19 protein-coding genes and 1 pseudogene are annotated in these 17,132 nt (G+C 39.3%); 8 read left to right on the forward strand and 12 right to left on the reverse strand.

The annotated features are described in order from the left end of the window. Nucleotides 1-106: 106 nt before the first annotated feature. From ACU6U9_RS22910 to ACU6U9_RS22920, 3 genes are all read left to right on the forward strand, one after another. A complete protein-coding gene (locus ACU6U9_RS22910) occupies nt 107-1,024 on the forward strand; it encodes a LysR family transcriptional regulator (protein WP_446737226.1) in 918 nt (305 codons plus the stop codon). A 162-nt stretch (nt 1,025-1,186) separates the two neighbouring features. Continuing rightward, the gene (gene choX, locus ACU6U9_RS22915) at nt 1,187-2,125 is read left to right on the forward strand and encodes a choline ABC transporter substrate-binding protein (protein WP_446736412.1); all 939 of its coding nucleotides are present in this window, start codon (nt 1,187-1,189) and stop codon (nt 2,123-2,125) included. Between the two features lie 355 nt (nt 2,126-2,480). Beyond that, nucleotides 2,481-2,999: a CAP domain-containing protein gene (locus ACU6U9_RS22920; protein WP_446736413.1), complete on the forward strand. Its 519-nt coding sequence runs from the start codon at nt 2,481-2,483 to the stop codon at nt 2,997-2,999. Nucleotides 3,000-3,118: 119 nt separating this feature from the next. On the opposite strand, the gene ACU6U9_RS22925 is transcribed toward ACU6U9_RS22920, so the two are convergent. Both ACU6U9_RS22925 and ACU6U9_RS22930 read right to left on the reverse strand, forming a co-directional pair. Further along, complete coding sequence (locus ACU6U9_RS22925) at nt 3,119-3,664, reverse strand: hypothetical protein (protein ID WP_446736414.1); 546 nt, start codon at nt 3,662-3,664, stop codon at nt 3,119-3,121. A gap of 32 nt (nt 3,665-3,696) precedes the next feature. Beyond that, nucleotides 3,697-4,029 carry a zinc ribbon domain-containing protein YjdM gene (locus ACU6U9_RS22930; RefSeq protein WP_446736415.1) on the reverse strand — a complete coding sequence of 111 codons (333 nt, stop codon included), beginning with the start codon at nt 4,027-4,029 and terminating at the stop codon, nt 3,697-3,699. 211 nt (nt 4,030-4,240) lie between these two features. Here ACU6U9_RS22930 and ACU6U9_RS22935 point away from each other — a divergent pair, with 211 nt between their 5' ends. Further along, the gene (locus ACU6U9_RS22935; protein ID WP_446733082.1) at nt 4,241-5,449 is read left to right on the forward strand and encodes an IS256 family transposase; all 1,209 of its coding nucleotides are present in this window, start codon (nt 4,241-4,243) and stop codon (nt 5,447-5,449) included. A gap of 43 nt (nt 5,450-5,492) precedes the next feature. Here the strand turns inward: ACU6U9_RS22935 and ACU6U9_RS22940 are convergent, their stop codons facing one another. The 3 genes from ACU6U9_RS22940 to ACU6U9_RS22950 all read right to left on the reverse strand — a co-directional run bounded on the left by ACU6U9_RS22940 (nt 5,493) and on the right by ACU6U9_RS22950 (nt 7,407). Continuing rightward, nucleotides 5,493-5,894: a hypothetical protein gene (locus ACU6U9_RS22940; RefSeq protein ID WP_446736416.1), complete on the reverse strand. Its 402-nt coding sequence runs from the start codon at nt 5,892-5,894 to the stop codon at nt 5,493-5,495. A gap of 111 nt (nt 5,895-6,005) precedes the next feature. Beyond that, complete coding sequence (locus ACU6U9_RS22945; protein ID WP_446736417.1) at nt 6,006-6,701, reverse strand: hypothetical protein; 696 nt, start codon at nt 6,699-6,701, stop codon at nt 6,006-6,008. A 100-nt stretch (nt 6,702-6,801) separates the two neighbouring features. Further along, a complete protein-coding gene (locus ACU6U9_RS22950; protein WP_446736418.1) occupies nt 6,802-7,407 on the reverse strand; it encodes a hypothetical protein in 606 nt (201 codons plus the stop codon). Between the two features lie 728 nt (nt 7,408-8,135). On the opposite strand from ACU6U9_RS22950, the gene ACU6U9_RS22955 reads away from it, so the two are divergent. Further along, a protein-coding gene (locus tag ACU6U9_RS22955; RefSeq protein WP_446736237.1) for an IS3 family transposase occupies nt 8,136-9,292 on the forward strand; the annotation gives its coding sequence in 2 pieces (ribosomal slippage) (nt 8,136-8,394 and nt 8,394-9,292; 1,158 coding nt in all). Nucleotides 9,293-9,320: 28 nt separating this feature from the next. Here ACU6U9_RS22955 and ACU6U9_RS22960 read toward each other — a convergent pair. From ACU6U9_RS22960 to ACU6U9_RS22985, 6 genes and pseudogenes are all read right to left on the reverse strand, one after another. Further along, nucleotides 9,321-9,467, reverse strand: a pseudogene (locus ACU6U9_RS22960) (antibiotic biosynthesis monooxygenase family protein); the annotation flags it as partial. Further along, nucleotides 9,468-9,896 carry a hypothetical protein gene (locus ACU6U9_RS22965; protein ID WP_446737227.1) on the reverse strand — a complete coding sequence of 143 codons (429 nt, stop codon included), beginning with the start codon at nt 9,894-9,896 and terminating at the stop codon, nt 9,468-9,470. Nucleotides 9,897-9,984: 88 nt separating this feature from the next. Next, entirely contained in the window at nt 9,985-10,575 is a 591-nt protein-coding gene (locus ACU6U9_RS22970; RefSeq protein WP_446736421.1) for a hypothetical protein, read from the reverse strand. 295 nt (nt 10,576-10,870) lie between these two features. Then, the gene (locus tag ACU6U9_RS22975) at nt 10,871-11,632 is read right to left on the reverse strand and encodes a hypothetical protein (RefSeq protein WP_446736422.1); all 762 of its coding nucleotides are present in this window, start codon (nt 11,630-11,632) and stop codon (nt 10,871-10,873) included. A 619-nt stretch (nt 11,633-12,251) separates the two neighbouring features. Next, a complete protein-coding gene (locus ACU6U9_RS22980) occupies nt 12,252-12,731 on the reverse strand; it encodes a GNAT family N-acetyltransferase (RefSeq protein WP_446736423.1) in 480 nt (159 codons plus the stop codon). 173 nt (nt 12,732-12,904) lie between these two features. After that, nucleotides 12,905-14,061 (reverse strand): IS3 family transposase gene (locus ACU6U9_RS22985; protein ID WP_446736237.1). Its coding sequence is split into 2 segments (ribosomal slippage): nt 12,905-13,803 and nt 13,803-14,061, totalling 1,158 coding nucleotides; the frame shifts between segments, so codons are not numbered across the junction. A 728-nt stretch (nt 14,062-14,789) separates the two neighbouring features. Here ACU6U9_RS22985 and ACU6U9_RS22990 point away from each other — a divergent pair. From ACU6U9_RS22990 to ACU6U9_RS23000, 3 genes are all read left to right on the forward strand, one after another. Continuing rightward, nucleotides 14,790-15,395 carry a hypothetical protein gene (locus tag ACU6U9_RS22990; RefSeq protein WP_446736418.1) on the forward strand — a complete coding sequence of 202 codons (606 nt, stop codon included), beginning with the start codon at nt 14,790-14,792 and terminating at the stop codon, nt 15,393-15,395. A gap of 100 nt (nt 15,396-15,495) precedes the next feature. After that, nucleotides 15,496-16,191, forward strand: a complete 696-nt coding sequence (locus ACU6U9_RS22995; protein WP_446736417.1) for a hypothetical protein — start codon at nt 15,496-15,498, stop codon at nt 16,189-16,191. Between the two features lie 111 nt (nt 16,192-16,302). Beyond that, nucleotides 16,303-16,704 carry a hypothetical protein gene (locus ACU6U9_RS23000; protein ID WP_446736416.1) on the forward strand — a complete coding sequence of 134 codons (402 nt, stop codon included), beginning with the start codon at nt 16,303-16,305 and terminating at the stop codon, nt 16,702-16,704. A 43-nt stretch (nt 16,705-16,747) separates the two neighbouring features. On the opposite strand, the gene ACU6U9_RS23005 is transcribed toward ACU6U9_RS23000, so the two are convergent. Beyond that, on the reverse strand, nt 16,748-17,132 hold a 385-nt coding region (locus tag ACU6U9_RS23005), incomplete at its 5' end, for a transposase (protein ID WP_446737228.1).

Below are 17,132 nucleotides of genomic sequence, written 5' to 3' on the forward strand. Positions count from 1 at the left end.
CACACAAATTCAAATTGAATCAAACTCATTATTTTCAAATAAATGTTGAATATTTTTAATAATGATACTTTAATTAGCACCTCATATAATTAGCTGAAGGTCTAACGTGAATATTGAGCTTCGACACTTACGCACCCTAATGGCACTTGATCAAACTGGCAGTTTGGTTGAGGCAGCTGCGCAAATACACCTGACCCAGTCTGCCCTGTCCCATCAGCTTAAAGAGCTTGAAGGGCGCTTGGATCAGCCGCTGTTTTATCGTAAAACCAAGCCTGTGCGCTTTACCCCTGCTGGCCAACGTTTATTAGAATTAGCGCAGTCTGTGTTGCCACAAATTGAAGCCAGCGAACGGGATCTTTCACGTATTCGTCAAGGGCGCAAAGGTCGTCTAAATATCACCATCGAATGCCACAGCTGTTATGACTGGTTGATGCCAACATTGAATGAGTTCCGTGGCCATTGGCCAGAAGTAGAGTTAGACATGCTTGGTGGTTTTCATTTTGACTCCATCGCCAAGCTTAAAAATGGCGAGCTGGACTTAGTGGTGACATCCGACCCTAAAAACGATGAAAACGTACAATACCTACCCTTGTTTAAATACCAAGCTATGCTTGTATTAGCACCGGATCATGCCTTAACTCAAAAGCCCGTAATTGAGCCGCATGACCTAAGCAAAGAAACACTCATTACCTACCCTGTTGATTGCTCAAGCTTGGATATTTTTCAATGCTTCTTAACACCAGCGGGAATTGAGCCAGGTAGTGTTCGCCAAGTAGAGCTCACCATGATGATGGTGCAACTCGTGGCAAGCGGTCGGGGGATTAGCTGTCTGCCTAATTGGGCGATTCATGATTACGTGAAACAAGGTTTTGTTGTCGACAAACCACTTGGGCGTCACGGCGTGTGGCGCACACTGTATGCGGCAGTACGTGCGGAGCAATCAGAGAATGCATTCATACAAGACTTTAAAAACATCGCACAACGTGTGTGCCATCAACACTTGGAAGGCATCAAACACGCGTAGTGAAATAAGACAGAAAACGCCTACTTTAATTAAAACGTGCATGGCTTACAAAAACTTACAATTTCTATTTAACTTATATATTAAGAGTGCGTACTATCGCGCCTGATTTTACATCAATACGATAAACAGCCTGAATTTAACAAAAGAGCGCTAACGATTAATATGTTGACCAGAATATTTCTTTTAACCATAGCACTGTCATTTCAGACACACGCTAATGAGCAATGCAACAACGTCAAACTCGGCATTGTCGACTGGAGCGATGTTCGCGTTACAACAGCCGTAGCAGAGGTACTGCTGAAAGAGTTAGATTACAAGGTGGATATCAGCACGCATTCAGTAGATGAGATCTACACTAAATTATCTAAGGGCAACCTCGATGCCTTTTTGGGTAACTGGATGCCCACAATGGCGCCTATCATTGAACCTTTTGTTGCTAACAAAACAGTCGAAACAATTGGTATGAATTTAAGCGATGCCAAATATACCCTCGCGGTGCCCGCCTACGTGTATGACGCTGGGGTGAAATCATTTTCTGACTTAGTGAAATTCAAAAAAGAGTTTGCCAACAGAATTTACGGCCTAGAAAAAGGCAATGATGGCAACTTAATCATTCAACAAATGATTGATAAAAACGAATCAGGCCTAGGCGCATTCAACCTGCTTGCTACCTCTGAGCGCATCATGCTGGCCCAGCTAAAAAAACGCGTACGTGAAAACCAATGGATTGTGTTTTTAGCCTGGACACCCCACCCAATGAATAACAAATTTGATATCCGCTATTTAGACGGCGGCGACAAATACTTTGGCCCAAACTATGGTGGCTCAACGGTTCACACCAATGTACGCGCAGGCTTCACACAAGACTGCCCTAACATCAACAAGCTGCTGAAAAATCTTGTCTTTGACGTTGAGATGGAAGCCACCATGATGGACAAAGTACTCAACGAATTTGCACCCGCTGACCGTGCCGCTCGCTACTGGATGCATAAAAATCCTAAGCAAGTGACAAAATGGCTCAATGGCGTTAATACTCGCGAAGGCAAACCGGCAAACGTTGAAAAAATCATCAGCAACCTCGAACTCACCTTCGGCAAGTAACCGTCTTAATGGGTATGCATAACAATCTGTGCATACCCTTCTTGTTACCAAGCAACGCTATTATCATTCAATCGAGGTTGCTTAGTTCGTAAGCAGTCTCACGTTTGATTATTACCCCCTGCACACACCTTATGCTTACGAAACGCTCCGTTTAAAACCCAAACAGCACCGTTTTATTAAATATCATTATTAATCCTGAGCGACAGTTCACATGTTGCCTAATAGCGCCCTTTTAGCTGTGGGCCAAATCACACCAATTTATTCAGTGAGCTATTAAACTGGCGCAAATTCATTCGGTGTAATCATTTATATGAAACAGTCCAATTATCTTTGCTGCCTTACGGCCCTTAGTTTTATGTTACTCCTTAGTGCTTGTGGCAGTGGCAGTAGCTCTACAGATACAACCCCAGAAATAGATAACAACACCGACCATTCAACCGCCGATTGTGACATCACTCAAGATGAGCAAGAAATGTTGAATCAAGTAAACCAAGCACGAGCCAGCAGCCGCACATGCGGTAGTGATGCCATGCCAGCAGTTGCGCAACTCACCTGGAGCTGCCAGTTACGAAATGCCGCTAGAAATCACTCTACCGATATGGCCAATAATAATTTTTTCGACCACACAGGCTCAGACGGCTTAAGCGTCGGCAATCGTGTAACCGCTAGCGGTTATACGTGGCGCAGCGTCGGTGAGAACATTGCCGCAGGGCAAACAAGCATTACTCAAGTTATGACAGGTTGGCTAAACAGTGCGGGGCATTGCCGAAACATAATGTCCGCAAGCTCAACTGAATTTGGCTCGGCTTTAATCAGCAGCTCTCAATCTGATTACACCCGCTATTGGACTCAGGTTTTTGCCCGCCCCCGTTAATGGTTTTTGCCAACGTGTTTAAAAACAATTATTTAGTATGGCTAAACTAAATAAGCCGTGATGAATCAATTTAATCACGGCTTTTATGAGATACTTAGCATCACACAAACGTTAAAAATTCATTTGAATTGATATAAATAGACAGGCGACTGATATACGTCATCTAATAAAATGGTATTAACGGGTTTGTGCGATGGCAATGCAAAATTATTACTAATCAAGTACTCAAGCGCCCCGCACTCCGCGCTTAACTTACCCTCGACTCTATTCATTCCCGCAGGAAACAAATAACACATCATCACCGAAGCATTGTTCAGCTCTGCATGTAAAAAGTTTTTTCGGTGTACTTGCACATTACGTAACCCTAGCCCTTTAATGAGCACAAAACTCACTAGCCACGGTAAAATCGATAACTCATAGCCGACGATTTTGCGTTGTGGGTATTGTTTACCAAGGGCAATCAGTAAATTGCCCCAACCGCTGCCCAATTCAACAATGGGGCCGTCGCCCGCTTGATCAACCGCTTCATCACACAATTGCATCATAACGAGCCGTGCCTTGCGCGAACTGGGCATAGGGGAAATACCCAAGCGCAGCGTGCTCCAAACAATCGACAACAATACAAAAATGGTGATGGCTACTAATGCCATTTCAAAAATAGACAAAGGCTCTCCGTTTATATAATAAGCAACATGACTCAGGCTTTTTTCACAAACTTAGCGGTGACCATCATGTCACCCGTACCGTCCACTTTACAATCAAGTTGGTGATCTTTGCCCTCTACAGTGCGCTTTATCACCGCTTTGGTGCCGATTTTAAGCACTTGCGAACTGCCTTTCACTTTGAGGTCTTTTATAAACGTAACCTTATCACCCTCTTTTAACAACGTGCCGTTGGCATCTTTCATTTCAATAACATTCGCATCGGGCTCGTCTGGATTCCATTCATGGGCACATTCTGGGCAAATCAAATGGTTTTGATCTTGATAGACAAATTCCGATTGGCATTTAGGGCAAGCTGGTAGTGACATAGGTTTAACGTTTCAAATGAGTATTAAGTGCATGGTAATGAATCGATGGGAGATTGGCGAGTTTGATTTTGGTGTTAGCCTGTCACCTTTATTATTTTAAGGTGACAATATTATTGGGGGAAGTTCAGCGCTAGGCCTCAAATTTGAGGCTGTAGATAAATCTGTGTAACTGCTTATCATCAAAGCCAGAAATGGCTAAGGATAGGCAGCAATGAACAAAGAAGCACTAGAAGCCTTTGCCCGCGAAGCGGCAAAGGGTATTAAAACAGAACAAGACCTTAATGAATTTCGTCAGATGCTCACTAAAGTGACAGTTGAGCGGGCTTTAAATACTGAGCTTGATGAGCACCTTGGTTATGAACGGAATGAAGAATCCTCTAACTCCAATAGCCGCAATGGCACCACCAGTAAAACTTTACGCACCGAAGATGGCCAGTTTCAACTAGATACCCCTAGGGATCGCGAAGGCTCTTTTAATCCTAAATTAGTAAAGAAAAATCAGACTCGGTTTACCTCGATGGACGATAAAATTTTATTTTTATACGCCCAAGGCATGACCACACGAGAAATCGTTAAAACGTTTAAAGAACTGTATAACGCAGATGCCTCTCCAAGCCTAATTTCAAAAGTCACTGATGCGGTCATTGAAGAAGTGATTGAATGGCAATCTCGTGAATTAGATGCGGTGTATCCCATTGTTTATCTTGATTGCATCGTGCTTAAAATTCGTCAGGACAAACAGGTGATCAATAAATCAGTTTACCTTGCCTTAGGCGTCAACATGGAAGGCCACAAGGAGTTATTGGGCATGTGGCTATCTGAAAACGAAGGGGCTAAGTTCTGGCTAAATGTTCTGACTGAGCTGCAGAATCGTGGTGTGAAAGACATTCTCATTGCTTGCGTGGATGGCCTGAAGGGCTTTCCAGATGCTATCAATGCCGTCTATCCAGAAACGCAAATTCAGCTGTGCATCGTGCACATGGTGCGTAACTCAGTGAAGTACGTTCCTTGGAAAGATTACAAAGCCGTCACCGCTGATTTAAAGAAAATTTACCAGGCCGCGACTGAGGAAAGTGCCTTGCAATCACTGTCTGATTTTAGTGAGAAGTGGGATGGTCAATATCCACAAATCAGCCGATCTTGGCGTAATCACTGGGAGAATTTAAATACGCTTTTTAACTATCCTGCTGATATCAGAAAAGCCATTTACACAACCAATGCCATTGAATCTCTGAACAGCGTTATTCGAAAAGCGACGAAAAAACGAAAAGTATTTCCAACAGAAGAGTCGGCTAAAAAAGTGGTTTACCTTGCGGTACGACAAGCTTCGGAAAAGTGGACTATGCCGATAAGAAACTGGAAAACGGCCTTGAACCGATTTATGATCATGTTCGAAGACCGTTTGAAAGATTACATTTAAAACTGGCGGTTACACAGAATGGCTTACATCCTCTCAAATTTAGCTATTTTTTTATCCTAATATCGCCATTCTCTTTGAGGACTAGAGAAATTCTTGTTGTTTCTTTTTTTAGAAATGACCTTATAAAAGTAATATACAAAGACCTACCGCCTATTACCTTGTAACCAGCCTCATAAGAAATTGACAAACCATTCACATAGATATTACCCAAATCACCTATAATTCCAGCTGGAACAGTATATGTTTTACCAAATGCTTCAACTTCCAAAAACGATATATGATCTCCATCACTTCTCCCTGTGATAACAATTGGACCAGATCCATCTAACCCCTTAGATTCAACTACAAAATTTGTTAAAGGCAGAATTCCTTCCTTAGATGCAAAGACAGGAAGAGATAGCATTAAAATAAATATTAGCAAAACTTTCATATTTTCTATTCTCATTGACTTATAACGCTTTGCTAAGGGCCAATTGACTATTGGCTAAACTTGCGCGAAGCGCCAAGCCAACTGTTAATTGTCCCAGTGAGTTTACGAACGAACTTAAGCAACTTGTTATACGATACCTAATTCGTTACGCATTTCTAAGAATATTTTATTTTGTAAATCAATAAGTTTCTTTCCTTCCCCATTTAACTCTGTGGCCATATACTCTTGGGAAATTCTATTAGTCTCTTCAGGGTCGGTAATGAACTTTGTTGCATTGGCGTTCATCCATTGCAGGAATTCAACCGTTTTTTCTTGGGTTATCTCTAAAGAAACAACATATTCATTTAGTAGCTTTAGGAGCTTTAGGAGCTTTAGGAGCTTTAGGAGCTTTAGGAGCTTTAGGAGCTTTTCTCCAGCCTCAAGTCTTAACCCATTAATTTCATTTTTAAAAGTGAGAAATATCTCTGATACATCACCTTGAAGTGCAAGCATATTCCGAATGTAATCGGCGGTATTACCATCCGATGGATCATTTAGAACATCAATGATTCCCGTTTGAAAGCCATCAAAGAGTGCTTTACGTGAATTAGCAGTATAAGAATCCATCAAAGTATAATATTTCTTATAAATAGATAATTTACCTTCGTATAGCTTCTTTTGTTTATCTAAATCGAATTCAAGTTCACTTTTTAGCTTTGCTAAATCTTGATCGTATTCATGCTTGATTGATTGCTTCAATCGTTCTTTGATCCAAAAAACGCCAATAACATTGATTACAGCAGTAACAAGAGCTGAAGTGCTAATTATTGCGACTAAATCCATTTGGAACACCTATTCGTATAACGCCCTATATAAACCGCGCGAAGCGTCGGGTGGCCGCAGGGCGCGAATTTAATATTCTTGTTACGTTGTGAAGCCAAAGCTATTCCAGCCATCCCTTTTCTCTTTCACAAAGTCTATCCCATTCATTTCTACTAACGACAGCAATATTATCACTATGTGTTCCGACTAGTAGATACTTTAAATCCCACGATAAAACCTCATCATGATCTTTTGGTCTGTTACCACCAAAATTTGGGAGCAAGCCCTTATTAAAGGACCAGATTTCACCTTTTATTAGGTCATATAACTCTTTGACTGATTTGGGCTCATTTTCTAAGAAAGGTGTGCTTACCAACTTCTCAGAAATAAATTCAATATCATTAGATTCATCATCTATGCACCAGCCACCCGTTTCATACCATAGATAAGCACCAAACCCATTTTGCTTTATATGTAAGACTTTATCTGAAATATTCGGGTCAAGTTGGTAAAAGCCTAAACTAATTAATTTATTCGAATTAATTGTTTCAATTTCTACAGATTTAGCTAAAGAAAATAAAGAATTAACTTGAGAGTAAATTACTCCCAACTCATATATAACTACGTCTAAGTTCGAAGTAGAACAAAGAAGCGCCCCTATCTCTTTCTTAATTTTTATTTGCAGATCACACATCTTCATATTATTGCAACGTAACATTTTAATCATGCGCACACTCGTTTTTGCATTTCACATAAGCCTCTTAAAACGAAAATAAACCCTTTTAAAATAAGAAGCTATGAGCTTTCAGGTATCTATCTAGCCTGTAAAAAACGAGCATGCCGCTTTTCATCCAAATAACGGGGTCTCGTTATTTCGGCATTGGTTTTCGTAAGCATATAAATTTAATCTATTTTATTGATGTTAACTAGGTGAATAAGCACTTTTCGAGCTTATCTATGCTTTAAGCACACCACTCTCCCAGCACATCAGAAGAAGAAAAACCATGCATCATGATATTATCAGCAACACGACCAAAGCCAAGTGAAAACTCATTTTCACCCCCACGAAACCATTAAAAATACAAAATAATTATTTCAAATAAGAAGCTATGGATTTTCAAAAAACGTATAAAATATGCGTTGATGGAATCCATCACATAACACCCTCACAAGAGCCGAGCGCTAACAAATACGATTACCTTCTTTTGTTAAATCCCATAATCACGCTCAACTTTTGAAACCCTAAGTTTAAAGCTAACATACCATTTTTCGCGGCCCAAACGCCGAGCTTCTTGATGCTCTGCATGTAACTTCCAATTTTTTATAGACTCAATATCTGACCAATAGGATACTGTAATGCCCAAATCCTCTCTAGCTGACTCTTGTAGTGGTACAGTGATTTTGGCCACCTAAATAGAGGTGATATCATCACCTCATAAGTATCTTAGGTGACATATGAGTAAGCAAGGTAGAAAGCATTTTACACCCGAATTTCGTTTAGAAGTTGCACAACTAATCGTTGATAAAAATTATTCTGTACGCGAAGCTGCTGAGTTAATGAATGTCGGTAAATCCACCGTCGATAAGTGGGCAAGACAGCTCAAACTTGAACGTGATGGTGGCATACCAGCAGCATCCCCAATGACCCCTGATCAAATCAAAATTCGTGAGCTGGAAAAGAGAATTAAAGACATTGAAGAAGAGAAAGAAATCCTAAAAAAGGCTACCGCTCTCTTGATGTCGGACTCGATGAGAGGTTCTCGTTAGTCCAGAAGCTGAAAGAGAGCTACGCCGTTACGAAGCTATGCAATGTATTTGAAGTGTATCGCAGTAGTTTTAAATATTGGTTAAGTCACCCAGAAAAACTTACCTCTAAAACGATTGAGTTGCATAGTAGAATTCGGGAAATGTTCAGGCTAAGTAACGGCTCTGCGGGCGCTAGAACAATCAGTACGATGGTGACTCAATCAGGTATTAAATTAAGCCGCTACAGGGCAAGAAAAGCCATGCAGTACTTGGATTTAATTAGCAAACAACCTTTTGCGCCGAAGTACAAGAAAGCAAATAACGAGCACCTTGCAGTGCCCAATTTACTTAATCGCCAGTTTAATGTGGCCGCACCTAATCAAGTTTGGTGTGGTGATGTCACTTATGTTTGGATCGGGAAAAGATGGGCTTATTTAGCTGTGGTAATGGATTTATACGCCCGCAAGCTAATTGGCTGGGCGCTCTCATTATCGCCAGATAGTCAGTTAACCAGTAAAGCTTTACAACATGCCTATGAAAGCCGAGGGCAACCTAAAGGAGTGATGTTCCATTCCGATCAAGGTATGCATTACACCAGTAGAAAGTTTAGGCAAACACTATGGCGCTGCCAGATAAAACAAAGCATGAGTCGTCGAGGTAATTGCTGGGATAATGCACCAATGGAGCGATTTTTTAGAAGCTTAAAAACAGAATGGATGCCGAAATATGGGTATAGCAATTTTGCTGAGGCTGAATATTCGATAACAAATTATATCGCAGGTTATTATTCTCAGTTGAGACCACACCAGCATAATAATGGGAAGACTCCAAATGAGGCAGAAGGATTATTCTTTCAAGCCTCTTAAACTGTGGCCAGATTTACTTGACCACTACATCTACACCTAAAAATCCCGGTTGTGTAGCAGCAAGCTTTACCATTTTATCTGCAGTTTCCCCATAACCATCAATATCCTCTGAAAGTAAAGATGTAAAGATAACTGCGTAATATGGTGGTTTCGGCGTTTTAGCAATTCGACTCATTTATTCTCTCCAGAAACCTAACGCTTTATTGTTGAGCGAAGTGTAAACATTCAAGTACCACGGGTGCGTACTCCAACTTTTTGTTAGACGTTTTTTTCGCGCATTTACTCTTGTATATGTATTAAAGCCATTTCTACCTTTAACCTCTATAGTGTTCTTATCTAGAATCCGATAATCAGAGTCCCCAACAATTGCGCTATTAGGACGATAAGTTCCTTTTTCGAAGCACCCACTTGGCCCGCAAAAGGATATAAAATATAACCCTCTTGGAGCTTTTCCAATAGCAAGGCCGTGATCATTTTTTAGATCTCTTTTCCAAAATCCACCAAGTGGATGTGTCTTACTTGGCTTCCCCTGCTTTTCAATATGCCAATTTTTATCAGGGGGATTCTTAACCATTTCAATTATTCTTTTAATTTTTTCAAACATACCAAGTGCCTAAAGGTTTTGAAAATACGTCTATTTTTACAAAAGATGACGCCGGAAATTTGTCCGATGCAGATGATTATTGTAGCTTTCAGCGTGCTAGTAACCGGTCTATTTGTTTCACGACACTGCCACGCACATTTTGTTTCTTAAATGTAGTGGGGATATGCAAAAGAAAACTAGACCACTTATGATCCGTTGTTTTCCTCTCGTTAGAAGCAATATAATCTCTTAAATCAGCAGCAGACTCACGATTAAAGGCCCACAAAACCTCACCTTTAATAGGAAGTGAAAAGTAAGCATCACTAGGCCATTGTAAGTTATAAGGCTTTCTCAAATGGCATTTGATACATGAAACAGCGCCTAAGTCGGTACCATGACTTCTATATAGGTACTTTGAATGGCTCCAGTTCTCAGGTTTATAGCCTTCAGGCAGATTTTGAATAGCGTCAGTAGAACCACCATGAAGATTTGCATAGTATATCGCTCCATGCCATTTATGCCCGCATGAATCTTTAAACATTTTATATTCAAAAAGAACACTTTTCTCGAAGAAAGGCACATCTGTCTTAAGTGAAATTTTGACAATCTCTGCAAATTCAAAAACTGCATATTCAGCACAAGATGGGCATCTAATATCTACCTTGTGCGGCATCGGGTTCCAATCATATGTACCAGTCATTTCAACCTCAATGGCCTATAACGAGACTGTAGGAAAACCCACAGCTTAAATTTACGAATAAAAATAAGGTAAAAATCACTGTAAAAATGTGCCTCAGTTTCAATTCTGAATAGGTTTTACCACGAAATATTCTTTAAATTTAACGTAGATTTAGTTTATTTTTTCACATTGAGGTTTTTCTACAGCCTCAACGCCTCAAACAACGGCTTGGTAAAGTTGGCGGCCTTTTTTGCCTATGCAAAAAAGCTAACAGCTTTACCAAGTACGCTTGCTTTGACTTGTTAAGTATTCAAAGTTATGGACACTTAGACGACCAAATAGCATTGGCGGCTAGAGTTAGTTTGCATTGATCTTCTGCTTTAAAGACACCAGGGATTTCCCTACCACAAAATCGCTCATATTTTATGGCAGTATCTGAATGGTAATATAAACGGCAAGATGAAGATTCAGACGATTGTCTAACAGCGACCGAAGCGATGCAATCTGCATCAGCTGCACAGAGGTCCTGGCACCCGCCATTAACTGATTCAAATATAGACATAGTTCCTGATTTAGCGATATATCCTCCCTCTAGCTCAAACCACCCTTCCTTAACGGTAACGCCATCTGAGTTTACGTAGTCTCGTAGGCTTATGCTGAGTAATCCATTGCTTGGGCTATCGCCACAGCTTAGAAGTCTATTGCCTGTACCATCATCAAAAAAGCTTGTAGATATCATTCTTGTCAATGTGCCGGTGGGGACTGTATGAGTATTGGATGGGCAGCCTACTGGATATATAGCGTTTGCCGCTAAGGCCTCGCACATATGCTGATGATTCAGTTCTACTGTCTGGTTTTGTGACAGATCAGAATTGAAACCACAATCATATGCATCCCATAATCCATCATGATTGGTGTCTTCATCTCTATCATTAGTTCCATTACCATTTAGATCCCAGCAATTAATGCCTGCAACTCCAGCCGCCCCTTGCGGTCCTGTCGATCCATTATCACCTTCTAGGGGGCAACCTGTAAGAAGAAGTGTTAAAAGGAATATGGTTATTAGTTTAAATTTCATTTTAAAAATCCTCGGTTTATTGAATTAATACGTGCTATAGAAAATATTAGATTACTTAACAATTTAATCATGCGCACGCTCGTTTTTGCATTTCACATAAACCTCTTAAAACGGAAATAAACCCTTTTAAAATAAGAAGTTATGACCTTTCAAGTTTATATCTAACCTGTAAAAACGAGCATGCCGCTTTTCATCGAAATAACGGGGTCTCGTTATTTCGGCATTGGTTTTCGTAAGTATTTGAATTTAATCTATTTTACTGATGTTAACTAGGTAAAAGTGAGCATTTTTCTCAGACTTTTCGAGCCACGCTCTGCTGATTACTCATATATTCAAAAATACGCTGTTGATCAATACAGCATATTTACTGCAAGGGGTGGTCACTAGTGCGATTCTAAATATTTTTAAACCAGCAGAGAAATGACAGGCACTTAAAGATAGGTAAATATGCTTAGTTTGAATATTTATCAAACAACCCATAAATTTTTAGGAATAGCATTAATAGTCATACTACTTATGCTTGTGGCAAGAATATCTAGCTTAAAATACAACGGGTGATATACATTAAAATGCAAATATACAAGGCATCCATACTGATGAAATATTATTCAAGTCATTTTTAAATATGTTTATCATATGTCACTTCATATGATTCGAATCCAAATTTACGGTATAACGATTTAGCTGCACGATTATCTGCAAGAAATGAAATTTTTATTCGATTAAGATTACGTAATTTACAATGCTGCTCTGCTTTTTCAAGCAGTGCGACGGCAACACCTTGATTCCTAAATTCATCAAACACAGCTAAATCAGAAATAACACCATAGGTTTTATATTGCTCAAGTAAATGGCTGTCACCGTCATCTTCTTTTTCAATATAAACACAGACAAAACCAAAAACAGTCAGGCCATCAACTGCAACATATATTTCACCGTCATTTTCTTTGCATTCTTTCAAGATATAATTAACATAGTTTATTGCCACGTCAACACCACAAGCTCGGTCATCACTGAGTGTCTTTTCGTAGTCTTGTAAAATCGCCAATAATTGGACTAAAGTGTCGAAATGAGATGTTTCATATGGAATTATTTTCATATTATTCTAGAGTAAAGGTATTCATTTATATTTATATCCAACGATAATTACATAGGTTTAACTTTTTTAAGCCTTGAGTGTATGGTAATAAATCGACAAATAAAAATATCAGCGTCATTATGACGCTAGTCTTATGGTTGGCTGTGTAGTGGTCAAGTAAATCTGGCCACAGTTTAAGAGGCTTGAAAGAATAATCCTTCTGCCTCATTTGGAGTCTTCCCATTATTATGCTGGTGTGGTCTCAACTGAGAATAATAACCTGCGATATAATTTGTTATCGAATATTCAGCCTCAGCAAAATTGCTATACCCATATTTCGGCATCCATTCTGTTTTTAAGCTTCTAAAAAATCGCTCCATTGGTGCATTATCCCAGCAATTACCTCGACGACTCATGCTTTGTTTTATCTGGCAGCGCCATAGTGTTTGCCTAAACTTTCTACTGGTGTAATGCATACCTTGATCGGAATGGAACATCACTCCTTTAGGTTGCCCTCGGCTTTCATAGGCATGTTGTAAAGCTTTACTGGTTAACTGACTATCTGGCGATAATGAGAGCGCCCAGCCAATTAGCTTGCGGGCGTATAAATCCATTACCACAGCTAAATAAGCCCATCTTTTCCCGATCCAAACATAAGTGACATCACCACACCAAACTTGATTAGGTGCGGCCACATTAAACTGGCGATTAAGTAAATTGGGCACTGCAAGGTGCTCGTTATTTGCTTTCTTGTACTTCGGCGCAAAAGGTTGTTTGCTAATTAAATCCAAGTACTGCATGGCTTTTCTTGCCCTGTAGCGGCTTAATTTAATACCTGATTGAGTCACCATCGTACTGATTGTTCTAGCGCCCGCAGAGCCGTTACTTAGCCTGAACATTTCCCGAATTCTACTATGCAACTCAATCGTTTTAGAGGTAAGTTTTTCTGGGTGACTTAACCAATATTTAAAACTACTGCGATACACTTCAAATACATTGCATAGCTTCGTAACGGCGTAGCTCTCTTTCAGCTTCTGGACTAACGAGAACCTCTCATCGAGTCCGACATCAAGAGAGCGGTAGCCTTTTTTAGGATTTCTTTCTCTTCTTCAATGTCTTTAATTCTCTTTTCCAGCTCACGAATTTTGATTTGATCAGGGGTCATTGGGGATGCTGCTGGTATGCCACCATCACGTTCAAGTTTGAGCTGTCTTGCCCACTTATCGACGGTGGATTTACCGACATTCATTAACTCAGCAGCTTCGCGTACAGAATAATTTTTATCAACGATTAGTTGTGCAACTTCTAAACGAAATTCGGGTGTAAAATGCTTTCTACCTTGCTTACTCATATGTCACCTAAGATACTTATGAGGTGATGATATCACCTCTATTTAGGTGGCCAAAATCACTGTACCACTACAAGAGTCAGCTAGAGAGGATTTGGGCATTACAGTATCCTATTGGTCAGATATTGAGTCTATAAAAAATTGGAAGTTACATGCAGAGCATCAAGAAGCTCGGCGTTTGGGCCGCGAAAAATGGTATGTTAGCTTTAAACTTAGGGTTTCAAAAGTTGAGCGTGATTATGGGATTTAACAAAAGAAGGTAATCGTATTTGTTAGCGCTCGGCTCTTGTGAGGGTGTTATGTGATGGATTCCATCAACGCATATTTTATACGTTTTTTGAAAATCCATAGCTTCTTATTTGAAATAATTATTTTGTATTTTTAATGGTTTCGTGGGGGTGAAAATGAGTTTTCACTTGGCTTTGGTCGTGTTGCTGATAATATCATGATGCATGGTTTTTCTTCTTCTGATGTGCTGGGAGAGTGGTGTGCTTAAAGCATAGATAAGCTCGAAAAGTGCTTATTCACCTAGTTAACATCAATAAAATAGATTAAATTTATATGCTTACGAAAACCAATGCCGAAATAACGAGACCCCGTTATTTGGATGAAAAGCGGCATGCTCGTTTTTTACAGGCTAGATAGATACCTGAAAGCTCATAGCTTCTTATTTTAAAAGGGTTTATTTTCGTTTTAAGAGGCTTATGTGAAATGCAAAAACGAGTGTGCGCATGATTAAAATGTTACGTTGCAATAATATGAAGATGTGTGATCTGCAAATAAAAATTAAGAAAGAGATAGGGGCGCTTCTTTGTTCTACTTCGAACTTAGACGTAGTTATATATGAGTTGGGAGTAATTTACTCTCAAGTTAATTCTTTATTTTCTTTAGCTAAATCTGTAGAAATTGAAACAATTAATTCGAATAAATTAATTAGTTTAGGCTTTTACCAACTTGACCCGAATATTTCAGATAAAGTCTTACATATAAAGCAAAATGGGTTTGGTGCTTATCTATGGTATGAAACGGGTGGCTGGTGCATAGATGATGAATCTAATGATATTGAATTTATTTCTGAGAAGTTGGTAAGCACACCTTTCTTAGAAAATGAGCCCAAATCAGTCAAAGAGTTATATGACCTAATAAAAGGTGAAATCTGGTCCTTTAATAAGGGCTTGCTCCCAAATTTTGGTGGTAACAGACCAAAAGATCATGATGAGGTTTTATCGTGGGATTTAAAGTATCTACTAGTCGGAACACATAGTGATAATATTGCTGTCGTTAGTAGAAATGAATGGGATAGACTTTGTGAAAGAGAAAAGGGATGGCTGGAATAGCTTTGGCTTCACAACGTAACAAGAATATTAAATTCGCGCCCTGCGGCCACCCGACGCTTCGCGCGGTTTATATAGGGCGTTATACGAATAGGTGTTCCAAATGGATTTAGTCGCAATAATTAGCACTTCAGCTCTTGTTACTGCTGTAATCAATGTTATTGGCGTTTTTTGGATCAAAGAACGATTGAAGCAATCAATCAAGCATGAATACGATCAAGATTTAGCAAAGCTAAAAAGTGAACTTGAATTCGATTTAGATAAACAAAAGAAGCTATACGAAGGTAAATTATCTATTTATAAGAAATATTATACTTTGATGGATTCTTATACTGCTAATTCACGTAAAGCACTCTTTGATGGCTTTCAAACGGGAATCATTGATGTTCTAAATGATCCATCGGATGGTAATACCGCCGATTACATTCGGAATATGCTTGCACTTCAAGGTGATGTATCAGAGATATTTCTCACTTTTAAAAATGAAATTAATGGGTTAAGACTTGAGGCTGGAGAAAAGCTCCTAAAGCTCCTAAAGCTCCTAAAGCTCCTAAAGCTCCTAAAGCTCCTAAAGCTACTAAATGAATATGTTGTTTCTTTAGAGATAACCCAAGAAAAAACGGTTGAATTCCTGCAATGGATGAACGCCAATGCAACAAAGTTCATTACCGACCCTGAAGAGACTAATAGAATTTCCCAAGAGTATATGGCCACAGAGTTAAATGGGGAAGGAAAGAAACTTATTGATTTACAAAATAAAATATTCTTAGAAATGCGTAACGAATTAGGTATCGTATAACAAGTTGCTTAAGTTCGTTCGTAAACTCACTGGGACAATTAACAGTTGGCTTGGCGCTTCGCGCAAGTTTAGCCAATAGTCAATTGGCCCTTAGCAAAGCGTTATAAGTCAATGAGAATAGAAAATATGAAAGTTTTGCTAATATTTATTTTAATGCTATCTCTTCCTGTCTTTGCATCTAAGGAAGGAATTCTGCCTTTAACAAATTTTGTAGTTGAATCTAAGGGGTTAGATGGATCTGGTCCAATTGTTATCACAGGGAGAAGTGATGGAGATCATATATCGTTTTTGGAAGTTGAAGCATTTGGTAAAACATATACTGTTCCAGCTGGAATTATAGGTGATTTGGGTAATATCTATGTGAATGGTTTGTCAATTTCTTATGAGGCTGGTTACAAGGTAATAGGCGGTAGGTCTTTGTATATTACTTTTATAAGGTCATTTCTAAAAAAAGAAACAACAAGAATTTCTCTAGTCCTCAAAGAGAATGGCGATATTAGGATAAAAAAATAGCTAAATTTGAGAGGATGTAAGCCATTCTGTGTAACCGCCAGTTTTAAATGTAATCTTTCAAACGGTCTTCGAACATGATCATAAATCGGTTCAAGGCCGTTTTCCAGTTTCTTATCGGCATAGTCCACTTTTCCGAAGCTTGTCGTACCGCAAGGTAAACCACTTTTTTAGCCGACTCTTCTGTTGGAAATACTTTTCGTTTTTTCGTCGCTTTTCGAATAACGCTGTTCAGAGATTCAATGGCATTGGTTGTGTAAATGGCTTTTCTGATATCAGCAGGATAGTTAAAAAGCGTATTTAAATTCTCCCAGTGATTACGCCAAGATCGGCTGATTTGTGGATATTGACCATCCCACTTCTCACTAAAATCAGACAGTGATTGCAAGGCACTTTCCTCAGTCGCGGCCTGGTAAATTTTCTTTAAATCA

Source organism: Pseudomonas sp. HK3, assembly GCF_052920985.1.